Source organism: Bradyrhizobium ganzhouense, from assembly GCF_049949285.1.
Classification (GTDB): domain Bacteria; phylum Pseudomonadota; class Alphaproteobacteria; order Rhizobiales; family Xanthobacteraceae; genus Bradyrhizobium; species Bradyrhizobium ganzhouense.
The window spans coordinates 1,272,067-1,289,184 of record NZ_CP181318.1 but is presented as its reverse complement, the minus strand read 5'-3'; the positions used below and the strand labels follow the sequence as shown (position 1 = coordinate 1,289,184).

The following is a 17,118-nucleotide window of genomic DNA, read 5'->3' as shown; positions in this document are numbered from 1 at the left end:
CGCCACCGCGGATCTCGGCGGGATTATCAAATCCTGCCGGATGATCCTTCCCGGACTTACCCGATTATCGAAATCATCCGTCTAACGCATCCTGTCTCCGCAACCGGGACGAGGCTTCCATGAGCACGCTCCAACCGACCCTCAACGCCGCTTCCGCCGCCGATCTCCCCGCTCCGGCTGCGGCACCCGCAGCACCCGCGGTCTCGGCCAAGACCTGGATCGCCGTGATCGGTGCCACGCTCGGCGCCTTCATGGCGGTGCTGAACATCCAGATCGTCAACGCCTCGCTCGCCGACATCCAGGGCGCGATCGGCGCCGGCATCGACGACGGCGGCTGGATCTCGACGTCCTATCTGATCGCCGAGATCGTGGTGATCCCGCTCTCCGGCTGGCTCGCCCAGGTGTTCTCGATCCGGATCTATCTGCTCACCAACGCGGTCCTGTTCCTTCTTCTCTCTGCGGCCTGCGCACTGGCGCAGGACCTGCCGCAGATGATCGTGCTGCGCGCGGTGCAGGGCTTCACCGGCGGCGTGCTGATCCCGATGGCATTCACGCTGATCATCACGCTGCTGCCGCGTGCCAAGCAGCCGGTGGGCCTTGCGCTGTTCGCGCTGTCGGCGACGTTTGCGCCTGCGATCGGCCCGACCATCGGCGGCTATCTCACCGAGAACTTCGGCTGGCAGTACATCTTCTATGTCAACCTCGCACCCGGCGCGATCATGGTCGGCATGCTCTGGTATGCGCTCGACGCCAAGCCGATGAAGCTGTCGCTGCTCGCGGAAGGCGACTGGGCCGGCATCATCACCATGGCGATCGGCCTCTCCGCGCTGCAGACCGTGCTGGAGGAAGGTAACAAGGACGACTGGTTCGGTTCGCCCTTCATCGTCAAGCTCAGCGTGATCGCGGCCGTCGCGCTGGCCGCGTTCCTGATCATCGAGCTCACGGTGAAGAAGCCGCTGTTGAACCTGCGCCTGCTGATCCGCCGCAATTTCGGTTTCGGCATGCTCGCCAACTTCCTGCTCGGCGTCGCGCTCTACGGTTCGGTGTTCATCCTGCCGCAATATCTGTCGCGCATCCAGGGCTACAATTCCGAGCAGATCGGCATGGTGCTGGCCTGGACCGGATTGCCGCAACTGCTGCTGATTCCGCTGGTTCCGCGCCTGATGCAGAAATTCGATGCGCGGATCATCATCGGCATCGGCTTCATCCTGTTCGCAGGCTCCAACTTCATGAACATCGATATGACCAACGACTACGCCGCCGACCAGCTGTTGTGGCCCAACGTCGTTCGCGCCATCGGCCAGGCGCTGGTGATGGCGCCGCTATCGGCCGTGGCAACTGCCGGTATCGAGGCAGAGAATGCCGGCTCGGCCTCCGGCCTGTTCAACATGATGCGCAATCTCGGCGGCGCCGTCGGCATCGCACTGCTGCAGACCGTGCTGACCAAGCGCGAGCAGTATCACTCCAACGTGCTGATGCAGTCCGTCTCGGTGTTCGAGCAGGCGACCCGCACGCGGCTGGAGCAGCTCACCCAGTATTTCATCAATCACGGCGTGCTCGACCGAGCCGATGCCGCGCATCGCGCCTATGTCGCGATCGGCCATGTCGTGCAGAAGCAGGCTTACATCTTCGCTTTCAGCGACACCTTCTATCTGCTCGGCGTGGCGCTGATCATAGCCTTCATCGCATCCCTCTTCCTGAAGAAGCCCGGCCATGTCTCGGCCGGGGGAGCCCACTGACCTCTCACCCAGCAAAAGGAGAACGAGAATGAAACCCCGCATGAATTTCTACCACGCCGCCCCTGACACCATGAAGGCGCTGATGGCGCTGGAAGAGCAGATCCAGTCGACCGGCCTGGAAAAGTCGCTGATCGAGCTAGTCAAGATCCGGGCCTCGCAGATCAACGGCTGCGCCTTCTGCATCAACATGCACACCGAGGACGCCCGCAAGCGCGGCGAGACCGAGCAGCGCATCTACCTGCTCAACGCCTGGCGCGAATCCCCGCTCTACACCGACCGCGAGCGCGCCGCGCTGGCCTGGACCGAGTCGGTAACGCTGATCGCGGAAACGCGCGCACCCGACGACGCCTACGCCGAGGTCCGCGCGCAGTTCTCCGACGCGGAGACGGTGAACCTCACCATGCTGATCGGTGCGATCAACGCCTGGAACAGACTGGCGATCGCGTTCCGCGCGGTTCATCCGGTGAAGGTTAAGGCGTCGGTGGCGTGAGTTGACTACAACGGCCAATTCCTCCGCGGCGGCAGCCCCTCACCCCACCCTCTCCCCGTAAGAACGGGGCGAGGGGGTGAGAGAGCGGCGCGTCCATCACCGCAGGAATCCCAATTAAAAGTCCATCGGGACGCCCTTAACCTCTCCCCGCCCTTCAGCGGGGAGAGGTCGGATCGCGCAGCGATCCGGGTGAGGGGCAAGGCAATACGTTGGCCAGACGAAAAATCCGTCCGTCTCGCAAAGCTGCCTAAACCGCCGTCGCCTTGGCGAATTCCACATAGATCTCGCGCAGCCGCGCGGCGAGCGGGCCGGGCTTGCCGTCGCCGACCTTCTTTCCGTCGATCGCGACCACCGGCTGCACGAACAGAGACGCCGACGTCGCAAAGGCCTCCTTAGCGGCAAGCGCCTCTTCGACAGTGAAGGAACGCTCCTCGACGCGGAGCTGACGCTCTTCGGCGAGCGCGACCACGGCCTTGCGGGTGCAGCCCGGCAGGATCGCGTTGGAGTTCTTGCGGGTGACGATGACGTCGTCCTTGGTGAGAATGAACGCCGACGACGAGCCACCTTCGGTGACGTAACCGTCTTGGAGCATCCAGGCCTCGCCGGCACCGGCTTCGGCAGCCGCCTGCTTCGCCAACACCTGCGCCAGCAGCGCCACGCTCTTGATATCGCGCCGTTCCCAGCGGATGTCAGGCACCGTGATCACGTTGATGCCGGTCTTGGCCGACGCCGCGTTGATGATGTCCTTCTCCGAGGTGAACATCACCAGGCTCGACTTGACGTCGCCCTTGGGGAAAGCGAAGTCGCGGCCCTTGTCGGCGCCGCGCGTGACCTGGAGATAGACCAGGCCGTTCACCACCTTGTTGCGGGCGATCAGCTCCTTCTGGATCTCGGTGATACGCTCGACCGTCTCTGGCAGCCTCAAGCTGATCTCACCGACCGAACGCTCCAGCCGCGCCAGATGCGAGGCATTGTCGACCAGTTTGCCGTCGAGCACGGCCGAAACCTCGTAGATACCGTCGGCAAACAGGAAGCCGCGGTCGAGCACCGAGATCTTCGCGTCCGAGAGCGGGACGAATGAGCCGTTGACGTAGGCGGTCGAATCCAAGGCTGGTCTCCTGGCAGGAAAAGGGGATTTATCGACCGGTATAGGGGATTTGCCGGGCCCGATAAACCCCTGCGCTTCGTCATCCCGGGGCGCGCGTAGCGCGAGCTATGATGCGCAATTGCGCATCTGAGGATCCATACTCCCGATGGTGGTTATGGATTCCGGGCCCGCGCCAAGAGGCGCGTCCCGGAATGACAGAGGAGCTAATGCGACAAAATCTTCGACAAGAACTTCTGTGCGCGATCGCTCCGAGGCTTGCCGAAGAAATCGTCCTTCGGGGCGTCCTCGACGATCTCGCCGCGGTCCATGAAGATCACGCGGTTGGCGACCTTGCGGGCAAAGCCCATTTCGTGGGTCACGACCATCATGGTCATGCCCTCATGGGCGAGGTCGACCATGACGTCGAGCACCTCGCTCACCATCTCGGGGTCGAGCGCCGAGGTCGGCTCGTCGAACAGCATCACGATCGGATCCATCGCGAGCGCGCGCGCGATCGCGACACGCTGCTGCTGGCCACCGGAAAGCTGTGCCGGAAACTTCTGCGCCTGTTCCTTCAAGCCGACGCGCTCCAGCAGCGTCATACCCTTCGTCACGGCCTTGTCGGACGACCGGCCCAGCACTTTCTGCTGGGCGAGGCAGAGATTGTCGATGATTTTCAGATGCGGGAACAGCTCGAAGTGCTGGAACACCATGCCGACGCGCGAGCGCAGTTTCGGCAGATTGGTCTTGGGATCGTTGACCTTGGTGCCGTCGACACTGATGTCGCCGCTCTGGAACGGCTCCAGCGCGTTGACGCATTTGATCAGCGTCGACTTGCCTGAACCCGAGGGTCCGCAGACCACGACGACCTCGCCCTTGGTGACGCTGGTGGTGCAGTCGGTCAGCACCTGGAAGGTCGGGCTGTACCATTTGTTGACGTGGCTGATTTCGATCATGACCGACTTGCTCTAGCGGATGATGGCGATGCGCGCCTGGAGACGGCGCACGCCAAAGGACGCGATACAGGAAATGGTGAAGTAGACAACAGCGGCAAACAGGTACATCTCGACCAGACGGCCGTCGCGCTGCGCGACCTTGCTGGCCGCACCGAGGAAATCGGTGATCGACAGCACGTAGACCAGCGAGGTGTCCTGGAACAGCACGATGGTCTGCGTGATCAGCACCGGCAGCATGTTGCGGAACGCCTGCGGCAGCACGACGTAGCGCATGGTCTGTGCGTAGGTCAGGCCGAGCGCGTTGGCGGCGGCCGGCTGCCCCCGCGAGATCGACTGGATGCCGGCGCGCATGATCTCGGAGAAGTAGGCCGCCTCGAACATGATGAAGGTGATGAGCGAGGAGGCGAACGCGCCAACGCTGATCGGCCGAGAGGCGCCGGTCAGCCATTGTCCGATATAGGGCACCAGGAAATAGAACCAGAAGATCACCAGCACCAGCGGTAGCGAGCGCATGAAGTCGACATAGACGCCGGCGATGCGGCCGAGCGTCTTGTAGCCGGACAGCCGCATCAGCGCGATCGCGGTGCCGAAGACGAGGCCGCCAAGTGCTGCGAGCCCCGTCAGCATCAGCGTGAACGTCATGCCCTCATAGAACAGATAGGGCAGCGCGCGGATGATGACGCCGAAATCAAAATTACTGAACATGGCGCTATTTCCCCGTGATGTAGCCGGGGATCGCAACCCAGCGCTCGAGGAAGCGCATCGCGGTCACGACGACGGCGTTGACGAGGAGATAGAGGATCGTCGCCGCAGTAAAGGCCTCGAACACCTGGAACGAGAATTCCTGCATCGAGCGCGCCTGTCCGGTCAGCTCGAGCAGACCGATGGTGATGGCGACCGCCGTGTTCTTGATGGTGTTGAGGAACTCGGAGGTCAGCGGCGGCAGGATGATCCGGAACGCCATCGGCAGCAGCACATAGCGATAGCCTTGCACCGTGGTCAGCCCGAGCGCGGTCGCCGCCATCTTCTGTCCGCGCGGCAGCGAGCCGATGCCGGCCTGCAATTGCACCGCGACGCGCGCCGACATGAAGAAGCCGATACCGATCGCAGCGGTCCAGAACGGCGCGTTCGGCAATTGCTTCAGCCAGGTGCCGGCCGACTTCGGCAGCAATTCCGGCAGCACGAAGAACCACAGGAACAGCTGCACCAGCAGCGGCATGTTGCGAAAGAACTCGACCCAGCAGAAGCCGAACCAGGAGGCCGCCTTGGACGGCAGCGTCCGCATGACGCCAACGATCGAGCCGAAGATCAGCGCGATGATCCAGGCGAGCACGGCCGTCTTCAGGGTCAGCGCCAGTCCCGACCACAGCATGTCGAGATAGGTGCCGGTCCCCATCGGGTTTGGCTCGAAAAAAATTCCCCAGTTCCAGTGGTAGTTCACGTGTCCCCCGCGCGAACGCGCCAATCACAGATGTCTTGAAAGCGGTCTTGGCCGCCTATGCAAATGTCCGGCCACTCTCCTCCGGAATTCCCTCTCCCCGCTTGCGGGGAGAGGGTCAAGGTGAGGGGGGCTCTCCGCGAGGAGGTGATAGTCGGACTCGTGGAGAGTCCCCCTCACCCGGAATCCGCGCTACGCGCGCATTCCGGCCTCTCCCCGAACGCGGGGAGAGGCAAATAGCATCTTACTTGTAGTCGTCCGGGTTCGGCGAGTCCGAAGGTTTTGCGAACTCGTTCTTCAGCTCGGCCGAGATCGGCGTGTTGAGGTTGAGACCCTTCGGCGGGATCTTGGCCGTGAACCACTTGTCGTAGATCTTCTGGGCCTCGCCGGAGGTATAGAGCGCAGCGGTCGCCGCATCGACCACCTTCTTGAACGGCGCGTCGTCCTTGCGCAGCATGATGCCGTAAGGCTCGGGCTTGGAGAACGCATCCTTGGAGATGACGTAGTCATCCGGCGTCTTCGAGCCGGCAACCAGGCTCGCGAGCAGAACGTCGTCCATCACGAAGGCGACCGCGCGGTCGGTTTCGACCATCAGGAAGGCCTCGGCATGGTCCTTGGCCGGGATGATGTTGGCACCCAGGCTCTTGGCGACATTGGCCTCGGTGAGCTGCTTGATGTTGGTGGTGCCGGCGGTGGAGACCACCGTTTTGCCCTTGAGGTCGTCGATCGACTTCAGGCCGCTCGACTTCTTGAAGACGTAGCGGCTGGCGGTCAGATAGTGGGTGTTGGTGAAGGCGACCTGCTTCTGGCGCTCGGCATTGTTGGTTGTCGAGCCGCATTCGAGGTCGATGGTGCCGTTCGCCATCAGCGGGATACGGGTCGCCGAGGTCACCGGATTGAGCTTCACCTCGAGCTTGTCGAGCTTGAGCTCCTTCTTCACGGCGTCGACGATCTTGTAGCAGATGTCCATCGCGAACCCGACGGGCTTCTGGTTGTCGTCGAGATAGGAGAACGGGATCGAGGAATCGCGGAAGCCGAGCGTGATCGCCCCGGTGTCCTTGATGTTCTTCAAGGTGCCGGTCAGCTCCTCGGCGCTGGCCTGGCTGACGACAAAGGTCGCGGCGAGCGCAAGGCCGATGTAACGGAAATGTTTCACTTTTTCTCCCCTTTCAGGATGATGCGGCCGGATGCAAGCACATCTCGGCCCGGATTAGAATGTGACTTTCGGCGGGATGCCGGCTCAGGTTAATGGCCGTGGTAATTCGCCGAGATCCCAAAATAGCCCGGCCATCACCGTCAAGGCCTCTTCGGTTAATGGCAGCAGGATGTGCTCATTGGGCGCATGCTGGGAACAGCCGGGATAGGAGTGCGGAACCCAGATCGTCGGCAAGCCCAGAATCTCGGAAAACACATCGTTCGGCAGCGAGCCGCCGAAGTTCGGCAGCACCGCCGGCGCCTTGCCGGTGGTGTTTTGGACTGAATCCGCCGCCCATTTGATCCAGGGGCTGTCGAAATCGGTGCGCGAAGCTGCAAAGCTCTGGGCCGCCCGCACCTCGACCATCGGAAAGCCCTTTGCGTCAAGATGGGCGCGGACTGCATCGATCAGGCCGTCAACCTTTGTGCCGACCACGAAACGCAATTGCAGCACGGCATTGGCGTGGCCCGGAATGGCATTCGCCGGCTTCTCGATATTGCCCGATGACATCGCCAGAACTTCCAGCGTGTTCCAGGCATAGAGCCGCTCGGCCGCAGACAGGCCGTCCTCGCCCCAATTCTCCGCAAGCGCGGGCTCGTCCTCGGTCGGCACCACCTGCACGTCTGCAAGATAGCTGCGGATCTGGTTGGTGAGCCGCGGTGGCTTCAGGGCATCAAGCTGAAGCCGGCCATGGCCGTCGACCAGTGTGGAAATGGCGTTGACCAGAATGGTCGCGGGGTTGGCGAGCACGCCGCCCCAATTGCCGGAGTGGTGGCCGCCGTCGCGCAAATTCACGTCGAGATGGATGCGGATGCCGCCGCGGCAGCCCAGGAACAGCGTCGGACGGTCGGCAGAGAGGCGCGGCCCATCGGAGGCCATGAACAAATCGGCCTTCAGCGCATCGCGGTTGAGGTCGCAGACCTTGCCGAGATCAGGCGAGCCGATCTCCTCGCCCATCTCGACGATGAATTTTGCATTGAAGCCGAGCCTGCCGCCGCGGGCCTCGCGCACCGCGCGGAGCGCGGCCATGTTGATGCTATGCTGGCCCTTGTTGTCCGCGGTGCCACGGCCGTAGAGGCGAATGCCTGCCGTCGTCGTGCGCCAGGGATCACGGCCGTCCCGCCACTCGCCCTCCATGCCGTCGACGACGTCGCCATGGCCATAGATCAGCACGGTCGGCAGCGACGCGCTCTCGTGACGCTCGGCAAACAGGAACGGCGCCTTGCCGCTCGGGGATTCGACCAGGCGGCTGGTGAAATCGAGCGCCGCAAAGGAGGGCATCATCTCCTGTTCCAGATAGGCGCGCAGCTCTGGGCCCCGCGACCCGTTCTGGCTTTCCGTCTTGAAGGCGACGCGACGGTCGAGTTCAGCAAGGAACGCACCGGATTTGAAGTCGTCCCGGGCGCGGGCGATGGCGTCGGCTCTGGTCATTGCGATCGTCTTCAACGTCTTGAAACGAGGCAGCGTAGCGAGCTACGCAGGCGCTCGAAAGTGGCGGGACTTGCGATTTCGTTCTTGCTCTCTTGAGACTGGCTTGCCAAGGGCTGCGCCCACTGATTTTGGCCTTGCCAATATCAAGCCTTTCCATTCTTGGCCCTTGCCAAGATCCAACCATATGCAAGAACGTCGCCAAGTTGGGGCGCACGTTTACCATTCGAAGAGCGCTCAGTACAGGGCGTCGGGGGACCAGCATGGCCAAGCAGATCAGGCTCAACGCATTTGCGATGAATTGCGTCGCGCATCAATCACCGGGCCTGTGGACCCATCCGCGCGACCGCACCGCCGAATACAACCGTCTGCCCTACTGGATCGATCTCGCCAAGACGCTGGAACGCGGCCGTTTCGACGGGCTGTTCCTGGCCGACGTGCTCGGCGTCTACGACGTCTATGGCAGCAGCCCTGACGCAGCCTTGCGCAATGCAGCACAGACGCCGTCAAACGAACCGCTGCTCTTGCTCTCGGCGATGGCGGCTGTGACGCAAAACCTCGGCTTCGGTGTCACCAGCAATTTGTCCTTCGAGCCGCCCTACCCGTTCGCACGGCGGATGTCGACGCTCGACCACATCACCGAGGGCCGGATCGGCTGGAACGTCGTCACCGGCTATCTCGACAGCGCCGCGCGCGGAGCCGGCAAGGACAAGCAGACCGGGCATGACGACCGCTACGACGTCGCCGATGAATATATGGAGGTGGTCTACAAGCTCTGGGAAGGAAGCTGGGAGGACGACGCCGTGCTGCGCGACCGCAAGCGCGGCATCTTCACCGATCCCAGCAAAGTTCATCGCGTCAATCATGAGAGCGCGAACTACCGTATCAACAACACCATCCACCTCAGCGAGCCGTCGCCGCAGCGCACGCCCGTGCTGTACCAGGCAGGCACCTCGCCGCGCGGGCGGCAGTTCGCCGCAAAACATGCCGAATGCGTGTTCATGTCGGGACCGTCGGCCAAGATCATTGCGCCGCGAGTCTCCGCGATCCGCCAGGAGGCCGCCGCACTCGGCCGCAACCCGGCCGGTATCCTCATGTTCAACATGATGACGATTATCCTCGGCAATACGGAAGCCGAAGCAGCGGCGAAATATGCCGACTATCGGTCGCACATCAATCCGGAAGGCGCCCTTGCCCTGATGTCCGGTTGGACCGGTATCGACTTCTCCGGCTACGAGCTCGACCAGCAGGTCCGTCACGTCCAGAACGATGCCGGTCGCAGCGCACTCGACAACGTCACCCGCGGCGACCCCGATCGCGTCTGGACCGTGCGCGACGTCATCGAACATGTCGGCATCGGCGGCGCCGGCCCGGTCGTGGTGGGCACGCCCGAAAGCGTCGCTGACAAGATCGAGGATTGGTTCGAGAAGACCGACGTCGACGGCCTCAACGTCGCGTTTGCGATCTCGCCCGGTGATTTCGAGGACATCGCCGACATGCTGGTGCCGGAACTGACCAAGCGCGGGCGCTACAAGCCGGAATACGCCAAGGGCACGCTGCGCGAGAAGCTGTTCGGCGACGGGCGCGCAAGACTCGACGCGCCGCATCCGGCGGCGGGCTATCGGGTGGGAACCAGGAGATAGCCCACCCTCGGTGTCGTCCCGGCGAACGCCGGGACCCATAACCACAGGGAGAAATTTGGCGAAGACCGGTCGTTCGGGATCAGCACCATCCGCAATCGATAGATCACGCAGTATGGGTCCCGGCCCCCGTGCGCAATTGCGCACTAGGCCGGGACGACGATGTGGCTACACCTTCCCGTCCACCATCACCTCGATCAGCTTCGTTCCTGGCCGGCCAAACGCCGACGCGAGCGTCGCCTTCAGCTCGCGGGGATCGCTGATCTTGATCGCCTCGCAGCCCAGCGCCTTCGCGACGCCGGCGAAATCCACCGGCGGATCGACGAAATCCATGCCGACGTAATTGTCGTCGCCATGGAACGCGAGCAGGCGCTGCTTGATGATGCGGTAGCCGCCATTGTTGGCGATGACCACGTTGAGCGGCAGCTTGTGATGCGCCGCCGTCCACAGCGACTGGATCGAATACATCGCGCTGCCGTCGCCGGAGAAGCACACGACCGGGCGATCCGGATTGGCGATACTGGCACCGACAGAGGCCGGCAGGCCCCAGCCGATGCCGCCGGAGGCGAGCCCATGATAGCCGTAGCGGTCGCGATGCGGACGCAGCGCCGTGATCTGGCGGCTGGAGGTGAGGCCTTCGTCGACCAGGATGGCGTTGTCTGGCATCGCCTCGACCATTTGCAGCACCAGATAGTCAGGATCGATAGGACTGCGGCCCGCGCTCTTGCCGATCTGTTCGACAAGCGCAGCGCGCCGCGCGCTCCAGTTCTTCGGCGCAAGCTCGGCGAGGCGCTGTTTTGCGCGTTGCGCCAATGCAGCACCGCCCATCTCCTTCAGGACCGGGATCAGCGCGCGCAGCGTTTCCTTCAAATCCGCCTTGAGTGCGATCTCCGCGCCGTAGTTCTTGGCGATCTCCCAATCGACGAGACCGATCTGCACGATACCGAGGCCGTCAGGCAGCGCGTCGACCTCGCTATGGACCGACATCCGCAGCGGATCGCCGCCGAGCGCGACAAGGAGATCGTAAGGCGCGAGCGTATCGCGCGCGACCTTTTGCACGCGCGCGAGAGAGCCGACGAAGCTCGGACTTTCGGAGAGGAAGTGCGAGCCATAGGGCGTCGAGGATTGGTACGCAGCAGCACCGAGCAACTCGGCGAGTTCAGCGGCTTCCTTGAGCGCATCGCTCTTGACCACCTCGTCCATGGTGACGATCACCGGGCGCTCGGCCTTGAGCAAGCGCGCCGCAAAGGCTCTGAGCGCCTCATCCGACGGTCTTGTGCGCGCGTCGATGCGGGTGGAGCGGCCGAGGTCGATCCCGGCCTCGCTGTTGAGGATGTCGCCCGGCAGCGAGATGAACACCGGGCCGGTCGGCGGCGTCATCGCGACCTTGGCGGCGCGGCGCACGATGCGCGGCAGGTCCTCCAGCCGCGTCACCTCGACCGCCCATTTCACCAGCGGCTCGGCCATGCGCACCAGCGGGCCATAGAGCACCGGCTCCATCAGGCCGTGGCCCTGCTCCTGCTGGCCCGCGGTCAAAATCATCGGCGTGCCCGTGAACTGGGCGTTGTAGAGCGAGCCCATCGCGTTGCCGAGGCCCGGCGCGACATGGACGTTGCAAGCAACGAGCTTGCCGGAGGCGCGGCTGTAGCCATCGGCGATCGCCACCACCAGGCTCTCCTGCATCGCCATCACGTAAGTGAGATCGGGATGGTCCTTCAGCGCATGCATGATCGGCAGCTCGGTGGTGCCGGGATTGCCGAACAGATGCGTGATGCCCTCGTCCTTGAGCAGCGCGAGAAAAGCGGAGCGGCCGGTGATCTTGTTCTTCATGTTTCCTCCAGGCCTCGCGGGCATCGCCGCGAGGCGACGCGCATGATGACCGAAGTCGCGGGATGCGCGCAAGGAAGCGCGCTCATGGCTGCCTTGCGCGCGGGACGAGAAGCTGGAAAGATAGGCGCAAGCCGGAGGGACCCTCATGACCTACGACGAAGGCACCGCTGCACGGGTTCGCAAGTTGCTTGCGGGCCAACGCCACGTCGCGGAAAAGAAGATGATGGGCGGGCTTTGTTTCATGGTGGACAACGTCATGTGCTGCACCATCAGCGGCCGCGGCGGCATGCTGTTTCGCGTCGGCCCCGAGGCGCATGCGCGGATGCTGAAGGAACCACACACGAGTCCGATGGAAATGCGCGGGCGCATCATGACCGGGTTCGTGCGTGTCTCTGATGAGGGCACGCGATCCGATGCCGGGCTCAAGATCTGGGTGAAGCGCGCGCTCGATTTCGTGGCGACGATGCCGGCCAAGCCGCCAGCGAAGAAGGCTGCGCCGCGCGCGGCGGCGTCGGCCAACGCGAAGGCTAAAGCGCCTCCTCGCGGCCGAGCTCGAACGGATCCTCGCCGCTAGCGCGGTTCTTCTTTTTGGAGCGCTGCCAGACCACGCCGGGAAAGCCCTTCAGCGGCACCAGCGGCTCGCCGGTGTAGGCCCATTCCTGCAGCTCCTCGATCGCGATGTGGTAGAGTGGCTGGCGCCCGGTGCGCTCCCTAAACAGAGCGCGGGGGATGTTGACCATGTGCGGGCCGCGCGGGCGCTCATAGGCGATCGGCGTGCCGCAATGGGCGCAGAAGCTGCGTGCGGTCTTGGTGGCCTTGTCCTCGTAACGGGTAAGCGCGGTCTTGCCGGAGGTGATCCGAAAGCGCTTCTTCCAGCTTCCGACATAGGTGGCGTAGGCTGCGCCATGGGCGCGGCGGCTGGCGACGGAATGATCATGCCAGGCCCAGCGCGCAGGGACGTCGATCTCGAAGGTGACCTTGCCGCAGAGGCATTGGCCGGTGGCAATTCCTGCGGCGGCTGCGGCTTTGGCCATGGAGGTCTCTCCGTCGTCATTGGGAGCGACGACAATACACGATCGTCATTCCGGGGCGCGACGAAGTCGCGAGCCCGGAATCCATCCGACCCTACGTTCGATGGTTCAATGGATTCCGGGGTCGACGCTTCGCGTCGCCCCGGAATCAAAAAGGAGAAATGCCTACGCCGGAGTCAGCTCGTCATAAGCAGGATAATCCGTATATCCCTTCTCCTCGCCGCCATAGAAGGTCGCGCGGTTATACGGCGTGATCGGGTAGTCGTGCTGCAGGCGCCGTGGCAGATCGGGGTTCGAGATGAAGATGCGGCCGAAGGCGACGATGTCGGCATGGCCGTCGGCGATCGCCGCATTCGCCGTCTCGCCGACAAAGCCGCCGGCGGTCATCAGCACGCCGCTGTAGTGCGGACGGAACAGCACCATTGCCGAGGGCACGTTCTCCCAGTGGACATCTGCACGGCCGGCGCCGCTGGAGCGCGGCTCGATGAAGTGCAGATAGGCAAGGCCGAGCTTGTCGAGGGCCTTCACCACATGGGTGTAGAGCGGCATCGGATCCGGCTCGCCGGAGTCATTGGCGATGCCGTGCGGCGACAGGCGCACGCCGACGCGATCCGCGCCCCAGACGTCGATCGCGGCCTGCGTAACCTCCAGCAGAAGCCGCGCGCGGTTCTCGATTCCGCCGCCATATTGATCGGTGCGCTGGTTGCTGCGCGACTGCAAGAACTGCTCGAGCAGATAGCCGTTGGCGCCGTGGATCTCGACACCGTCGAAGCCGGCGGCAAGCGCGTTCTGGGCACCCTGCCGGAACGCTTCGACGACGCCTTTGACCTCGTCGGTCTCGAGCGCGCGCGGCGTCTCGTAATCGGCGATCTTGCCGTCGGCGGTCATCGCCTTCATGCCTTCGGCCTTGATCGCAATCGCCGAGGCCGAGACCGGCGGCCGCCCGCCATGATAGGACGAATGCGAGACGCGGCCGACATGCCAGAGCTGGAGAAAGATGATGCCGCCCTTGGCGTGCACGGCATCCGTCACCTTGTGCCAGCCGGCGATCTGCGCCTCCGAATAGATGCCGGGCGTCGCCGGATTGCCGCGGCCGTGCGAGAGCACGGGCGAGGCTTCAGCGATCAGCAGACCGCCCGGCGTCGCGCGCTGGCCGTAATATTCCGCGTTGAGCGGCCGCGGCGAAAAGCTCTCGCGTTCGGCGCGCATGCGCGTCAGCGGCGCCATCGCAACGCGATGCGCGAGCTTGTACGGACCGACCTGCAACGGTCTAAACAACGCCTCGAATTTCATGCGGACCCCGGATGTCTATGAAAGGATGCGGATCATATAGCGAGGGGCGACCGCCGGAAAAGGCGCCGCCCCTACTAAAAGCAGATATTCCCTCCCGCGGAACACGGGAGGGAATATTTATTACGCCGTCTTGATCCAGACGGCCTTCACGTTGAGATATTCCTCGACATGCTGCTTGCCGGACTCGCGGCCGTATCCGCTCATCTTGTAGCCGCCGAACGGCACGGCGGGGTCCATCGCCTGATAGCAATTCACCCACACCGAGCCGGCGCGCAAGCGTTTCGCGACCGCATGCGCCTTGGTGACGTCACGCGTCCACAGGCCCGAGCCGAGGCCGAACGTGGTGTTGTTGGCGCGCTTGACCAGCTCGTCCATGTCCTTGAACGCGATCGCGGAGATGACGGGACCAAAGATCTCCTCCTGCGCGATGCGCATGTTGTCCTGGACGCCCGCGAACACCGTCGGCGAGACGAAGAAGCCCTTCGACAGCGCGCCTTCGGTGACGCGGCCGCCACCGGCGAGCGCTCGCGCGCCTTCCTTCTGGCCGATATCGAGATATCCGGTGACGCGCTCGAGCTGTTGCTCGGAGACCAGCGGGCCGATCTGGGTGTTCGGATCGAGGCCGTTACCGACCTGCAGCTTCTTGCCGAACTCGGCGACCCGGCCGACGAACTCTTCGTAGATCGACTGCTCGACGAACAGGCGCGTACCAGCGCTGCAGATCTGGCCCGAATTGGCGAACACCGCCATCGCCGCACCTGGCACGGCGGCATCAAGATCGGCATCCGCGAACACGATGTCCGGCGACTTGCCGCCGAGCTCCAGCGAGACGCGCTTGAGGTTGCCGGCAGAGGCACGGATGATCGACTGACCCGTGACGTGCGAGCCGGTGAAGGCGACCTTGTCGACGTCATGATGCGAGGCCAGCGCGGCGCCCGCGGTCTCGCCATAGCCGGGCACGACGTTGACGACGCCGGGCGGAATGCCGGCTTCCATCGCGAGCTCGGCGATGCGCAGCGAGGTCAGCGGCGCTTCTTCAGCGGGCTTGAGCACCACGGTGCAGCCGGTCGCGATCGCCGGACCGATCTTCCAGATCGTCGCGGTGAGCGGGCCGTTCCAGGGAATGATGGCGCCGACGACGCCGATCGGCTCTTTCAGCGTGTAGGAGAAGATTTCGCCCGGCAGCGAGTTCTCGATGGTCTCACCATGGATCGCGGTGGTCTGGCCGGCGTAATAGCGCAGCATGCCGACGGCGCGCAGGCGATAGGCGCGGGTGCGGCTGAGCGGCGCGCCCATGTCGATGGTGTCGAGCTGCGACAATTCGTCGAAATTCTTCTCGACGAGGTCGGCGAGCTTGAGCAACAGGTTCTGCCGCTCGAACGGTTTTACTTTGCTCCAGGGCCCTTCGAAGGCGCGGCGGGCGGCCGCGACCGCGCGATCGATATCTTCCTTGTCCCCTTCGGCGACGGTTGCGAGCAGTTCGCCGGTGGCAGGGTTATGGGTCTCGAAGCGCTTGCCGGACGCGGCATCGACCCACTTCCCGTCGATCAGCATCTGCTTGTAGGATCCGTTGGCGAACGGATGGCGCGTGATCGGAATAGCCTGCGAAACAGCCATGGCTGCACTCCCTAGATAGGATGATTGATTGGGTTCGATCTGGGCGGGATCGTTAGGTCAAATAGAATACAGCGGCGCAGGATGGGCGTAAAGTCGGCGTGGAACGAAGCCCTGCCATGCCGACTTGTGCAGGGTCGCGCGAGCGCCATGTTATAGCTCGACCAAAAGCCAGTTCCGGAGAACAGCCATGCCGCATCCTGTCATCGCCAAGGGCAATGTCGCCGTAATCACGGGGGGCGCATCCGGCATCGGTCTTGCAGCCGCAACGGCGTTTGCGCGCGCCGGAATGAAGCTGTGCATCGCCGACGTCGACGAGAGACGGCTGGCAGAGGTCGCAACAAAACTGTCATCGATTGCGGGCGCGGCGAATGTGATGACGTCCGCGATGGACGTCAGCCGGATCGAGAGCGTGATGGAACTGGAACGCGCCGTGGGCGCACATTTCGGCGGTACGGATCTGCTCATGAACAATGCCGGCATCCAGCCCGGCAGCACGCTGTTCGCCGAGCCCGACAACTGGCAACGCATCGTCGGCGTCAACATGTGGGGCATCATCAACGGCGCGCGCATCTTCGCGCCCAACATGATCGCGCGCGGCAAGGCCGGCCTGATCATCAACACCGGCTCCAAGCAGGGCATCACCACCCCGCCCGGCGATCCCGCCTACAACGTCTCCAAGGCCGGCGTGAAGGCTTTTACAGAAGCGCTCCAGCACGAGCTGCGCAACACCAGGGATTGCCACATCACCGCGCATCTGCTGATCCCGGGCTTCGTCTTCACCGGGCTCACCGCAAAGGGCCGCACCGAGAAGCCGGCCGGCGCGTGGACGCCGGAGCAGACAGTCGATTTCATGCTTGCGCGGCTGGAGGCCGGCGATTTCTACATCCTGTGCCCGGATAACGACGTGCCGCGCACGCTCGACGAGAAGCGCATGCTCTGGGCCGCCGGCGATATCGTCGAGAACCGCCCGCCGCTGTCGCGCTGGCATCCGGATTACGCGGATGCGTTCAAGACATTCGTGGAGGGGGAGTAGGCTTGCACCGCCCTCTCACTCCCTCGCCCCGTTCTTACGGGGAGAGGTGAAGCAGCCTACAGGGTCTCTTGCTGGTGCCCGCAATTCTTGCAGGCGAACTTGACGCGGCTCTGGCCTTTTTCCGCCTGAACCCGGTTGGGCGCGCCGCACTTGCCGCAGACGGCCTCGATGCGGGTCGTGCCATGCTTGACGACGATGGTCTTCTTTTCCATCGATTCACGGATCAGGCGCTCGGCCTCCTCACGCAGGGATTGTTTCGACAAAGCTCGTCTCCGCCTCTGAAAGCGCGAGAGCCATATCGCACTTGCGTTCGAATCTCAATCGGCAATGCCGGCTCAGAC

The 17,118-nt window shown here is 63.7% G+C and carries 16 protein-coding genes; 5 read left to right on the top strand and 11 right to left on the bottom strand.

The window, feature by feature from the left end; translation table 11 throughout:
- Positions 1-119: 119 nt before the first annotated feature.
- Both ACLFLU_RS06035 and ACLFLU_RS06030 read left to right on the top strand, forming a co-directional pair.
- Positions 120-1,739, top strand: a complete 1,620-nt coding sequence (locus ACLFLU_RS06035; RefSeq protein ID WP_426411403.1) for an MDR family MFS transporter — start codon at positions 120-122, stop codon at positions 1,737-1,739.
- Positions 1,740-1,767: 28 nt separating this feature from the next.
- Complete coding sequence (locus ACLFLU_RS06030; RefSeq protein ID WP_426411402.1) at positions 1,768-2,229, top strand: carboxymuconolactone decarboxylase family protein; 462 nt, start codon at positions 1,768-1,770, stop codon at positions 2,227-2,229.
- A gap of 247 nt (positions 2,230-2,476) precedes the next feature.
- Here the strand turns inward: ACLFLU_RS06030 and ACLFLU_RS06025 are convergent, their stop codons facing one another.
- From ACLFLU_RS06025 to ACLFLU_RS06000, 6 genes are all read right to left on the bottom strand, one after another.
- Positions 2,477-3,337 (bottom strand): D-amino-acid transaminase, encoded by an 861-nt coding sequence (locus ACLFLU_RS06025; RefSeq protein WP_354032893.1) that lies wholly within the window; start codon positions 3,335-3,337, stop codon positions 2,477-2,479.
- Between the two features lie 203 nt (positions 3,338-3,540).
- Positions 3,541-4,272, bottom strand: a complete 732-nt coding sequence (locus tag ACLFLU_RS06020) for an amino acid ABC transporter ATP-binding protein (RefSeq protein WP_128954047.1) — start codon at positions 4,270-4,272, stop codon at positions 3,541-3,543.
- Between the two features lie 12 nt (positions 4,273-4,284).
- Positions 4,285-4,977, bottom strand: coding sequence for an amino acid ABC transporter permease (locus ACLFLU_RS06015; RefSeq protein WP_426411401.1), 693 nt, complete (start codon positions 4,975-4,977; stop codon positions 4,285-4,287).
- A 4-nt stretch (positions 4,978-4,981) separates the two neighbouring features.
- Complete coding sequence (locus ACLFLU_RS06010) at positions 4,982-5,713, bottom strand: amino acid ABC transporter permease (RefSeq protein ID WP_426411400.1); 732 nt, start codon at positions 5,711-5,713, stop codon at positions 4,982-4,984.
- Between the two features lie 241 nt (positions 5,714-5,954).
- Positions 5,955-6,866 (bottom strand): amino acid ABC transporter substrate-binding protein, encoded by a 912-nt coding sequence (locus ACLFLU_RS06005; protein ID WP_426411399.1) that lies wholly within the window; start codon positions 6,864-6,866, stop codon positions 5,955-5,957.
- A gap of 84 nt (positions 6,867-6,950) precedes the next feature.
- Complete coding sequence (locus ACLFLU_RS06000) at positions 6,951-8,336, bottom strand: M20 family metallopeptidase (protein ID WP_426411398.1); 1,386 nt, start codon at positions 8,334-8,336, stop codon at positions 6,951-6,953.
- Positions 8,337-8,596: 260 nt separating this feature from the next.
- Here ACLFLU_RS06000 and ACLFLU_RS05995 point away from each other — a divergent pair, with 260 nt between their 5' ends.
- A complete protein-coding gene (locus ACLFLU_RS05995; RefSeq protein ID WP_426411397.1) occupies positions 8,597-9,976 on the top strand; it encodes an LLM class flavin-dependent oxidoreductase in 1,380 nt (459 codons plus the stop codon).
- 165 nt (positions 9,977-10,141) lie between these two features.
- On the opposite strand, the gene ACLFLU_RS05990 is transcribed toward ACLFLU_RS05995, so the two are convergent.
- Entirely contained in the window at positions 10,142-11,803 is a 1,662-nt protein-coding gene (locus tag ACLFLU_RS05990; protein WP_426411396.1) for a thiamine pyrophosphate-binding protein, read from the bottom strand.
- A 145-nt stretch (positions 11,804-11,948) separates the two neighbouring features.
- Between ACLFLU_RS05990 and ACLFLU_RS05985 the strand changes: the two genes are divergently transcribed.
- Positions 11,949-12,377 (top strand): TfoX/Sxy family protein, encoded by a 429-nt coding sequence (locus ACLFLU_RS05985; protein ID WP_426411395.1) that lies wholly within the window; start codon positions 11,949-11,951, stop codon positions 12,375-12,377.
- Here the strand turns inward: ACLFLU_RS05985 and ACLFLU_RS05980 are convergent.
- The 3 genes from ACLFLU_RS05980 to ACLFLU_RS05970 all read right to left on the bottom strand — a co-directional run bounded on the left by ACLFLU_RS05980 (position 12,331) and on the right by ACLFLU_RS05970 (position 15,744).
- Complete coding sequence (locus ACLFLU_RS05980) at positions 12,331-12,837, bottom strand: GFA family protein (RefSeq protein WP_426411394.1); 507 nt, start codon at positions 12,835-12,837, stop codon at positions 12,331-12,333. The genes ACLFLU_RS05985 and ACLFLU_RS05980 overlap by 47 nt on opposite strands.
- A gap of 162 nt (positions 12,838-12,999) precedes the next feature.
- Positions 13,000-14,127 carry an alkene reductase gene (locus ACLFLU_RS05975; protein WP_426411393.1) on the bottom strand — a complete coding sequence of 376 codons (1,128 nt, stop codon included), beginning with the start codon at positions 14,125-14,127 and terminating at the stop codon, positions 13,000-13,002.
- Between the two features lie 120 nt (positions 14,128-14,247).
- Positions 14,248-15,744, bottom strand: a complete 1,497-nt coding sequence (locus ACLFLU_RS05970) for an aldehyde dehydrogenase family protein (protein WP_426411392.1) — start codon at positions 15,742-15,744, stop codon at positions 14,248-14,250.
- Between the two features lie 187 nt (positions 15,745-15,931).
- On the opposite strand from ACLFLU_RS05970, the gene ACLFLU_RS05965 reads away from it, so the two are divergent.
- Positions 15,932-16,777 carry an SDR family NAD(P)-dependent oxidoreductase gene (locus ACLFLU_RS05965; RefSeq protein ID WP_426411391.1) on the top strand — a complete coding sequence of 282 codons (846 nt, stop codon included), beginning with the start codon at positions 15,932-15,934 and terminating at the stop codon, positions 16,775-16,777.
- 56 nt (positions 16,778-16,833) lie between these two features.
- Here the strand turns inward: ACLFLU_RS05965 and ACLFLU_RS05960 are convergent, their stop codons facing one another.
- Positions 16,834-17,040, bottom strand: a complete 207-nt coding sequence (locus ACLFLU_RS05960) for a hypothetical protein (protein WP_148753217.1) — start codon at positions 17,038-17,040, stop codon at positions 16,834-16,836.
- Positions 17,041-17,118: the final 78 nt, after the last annotated feature.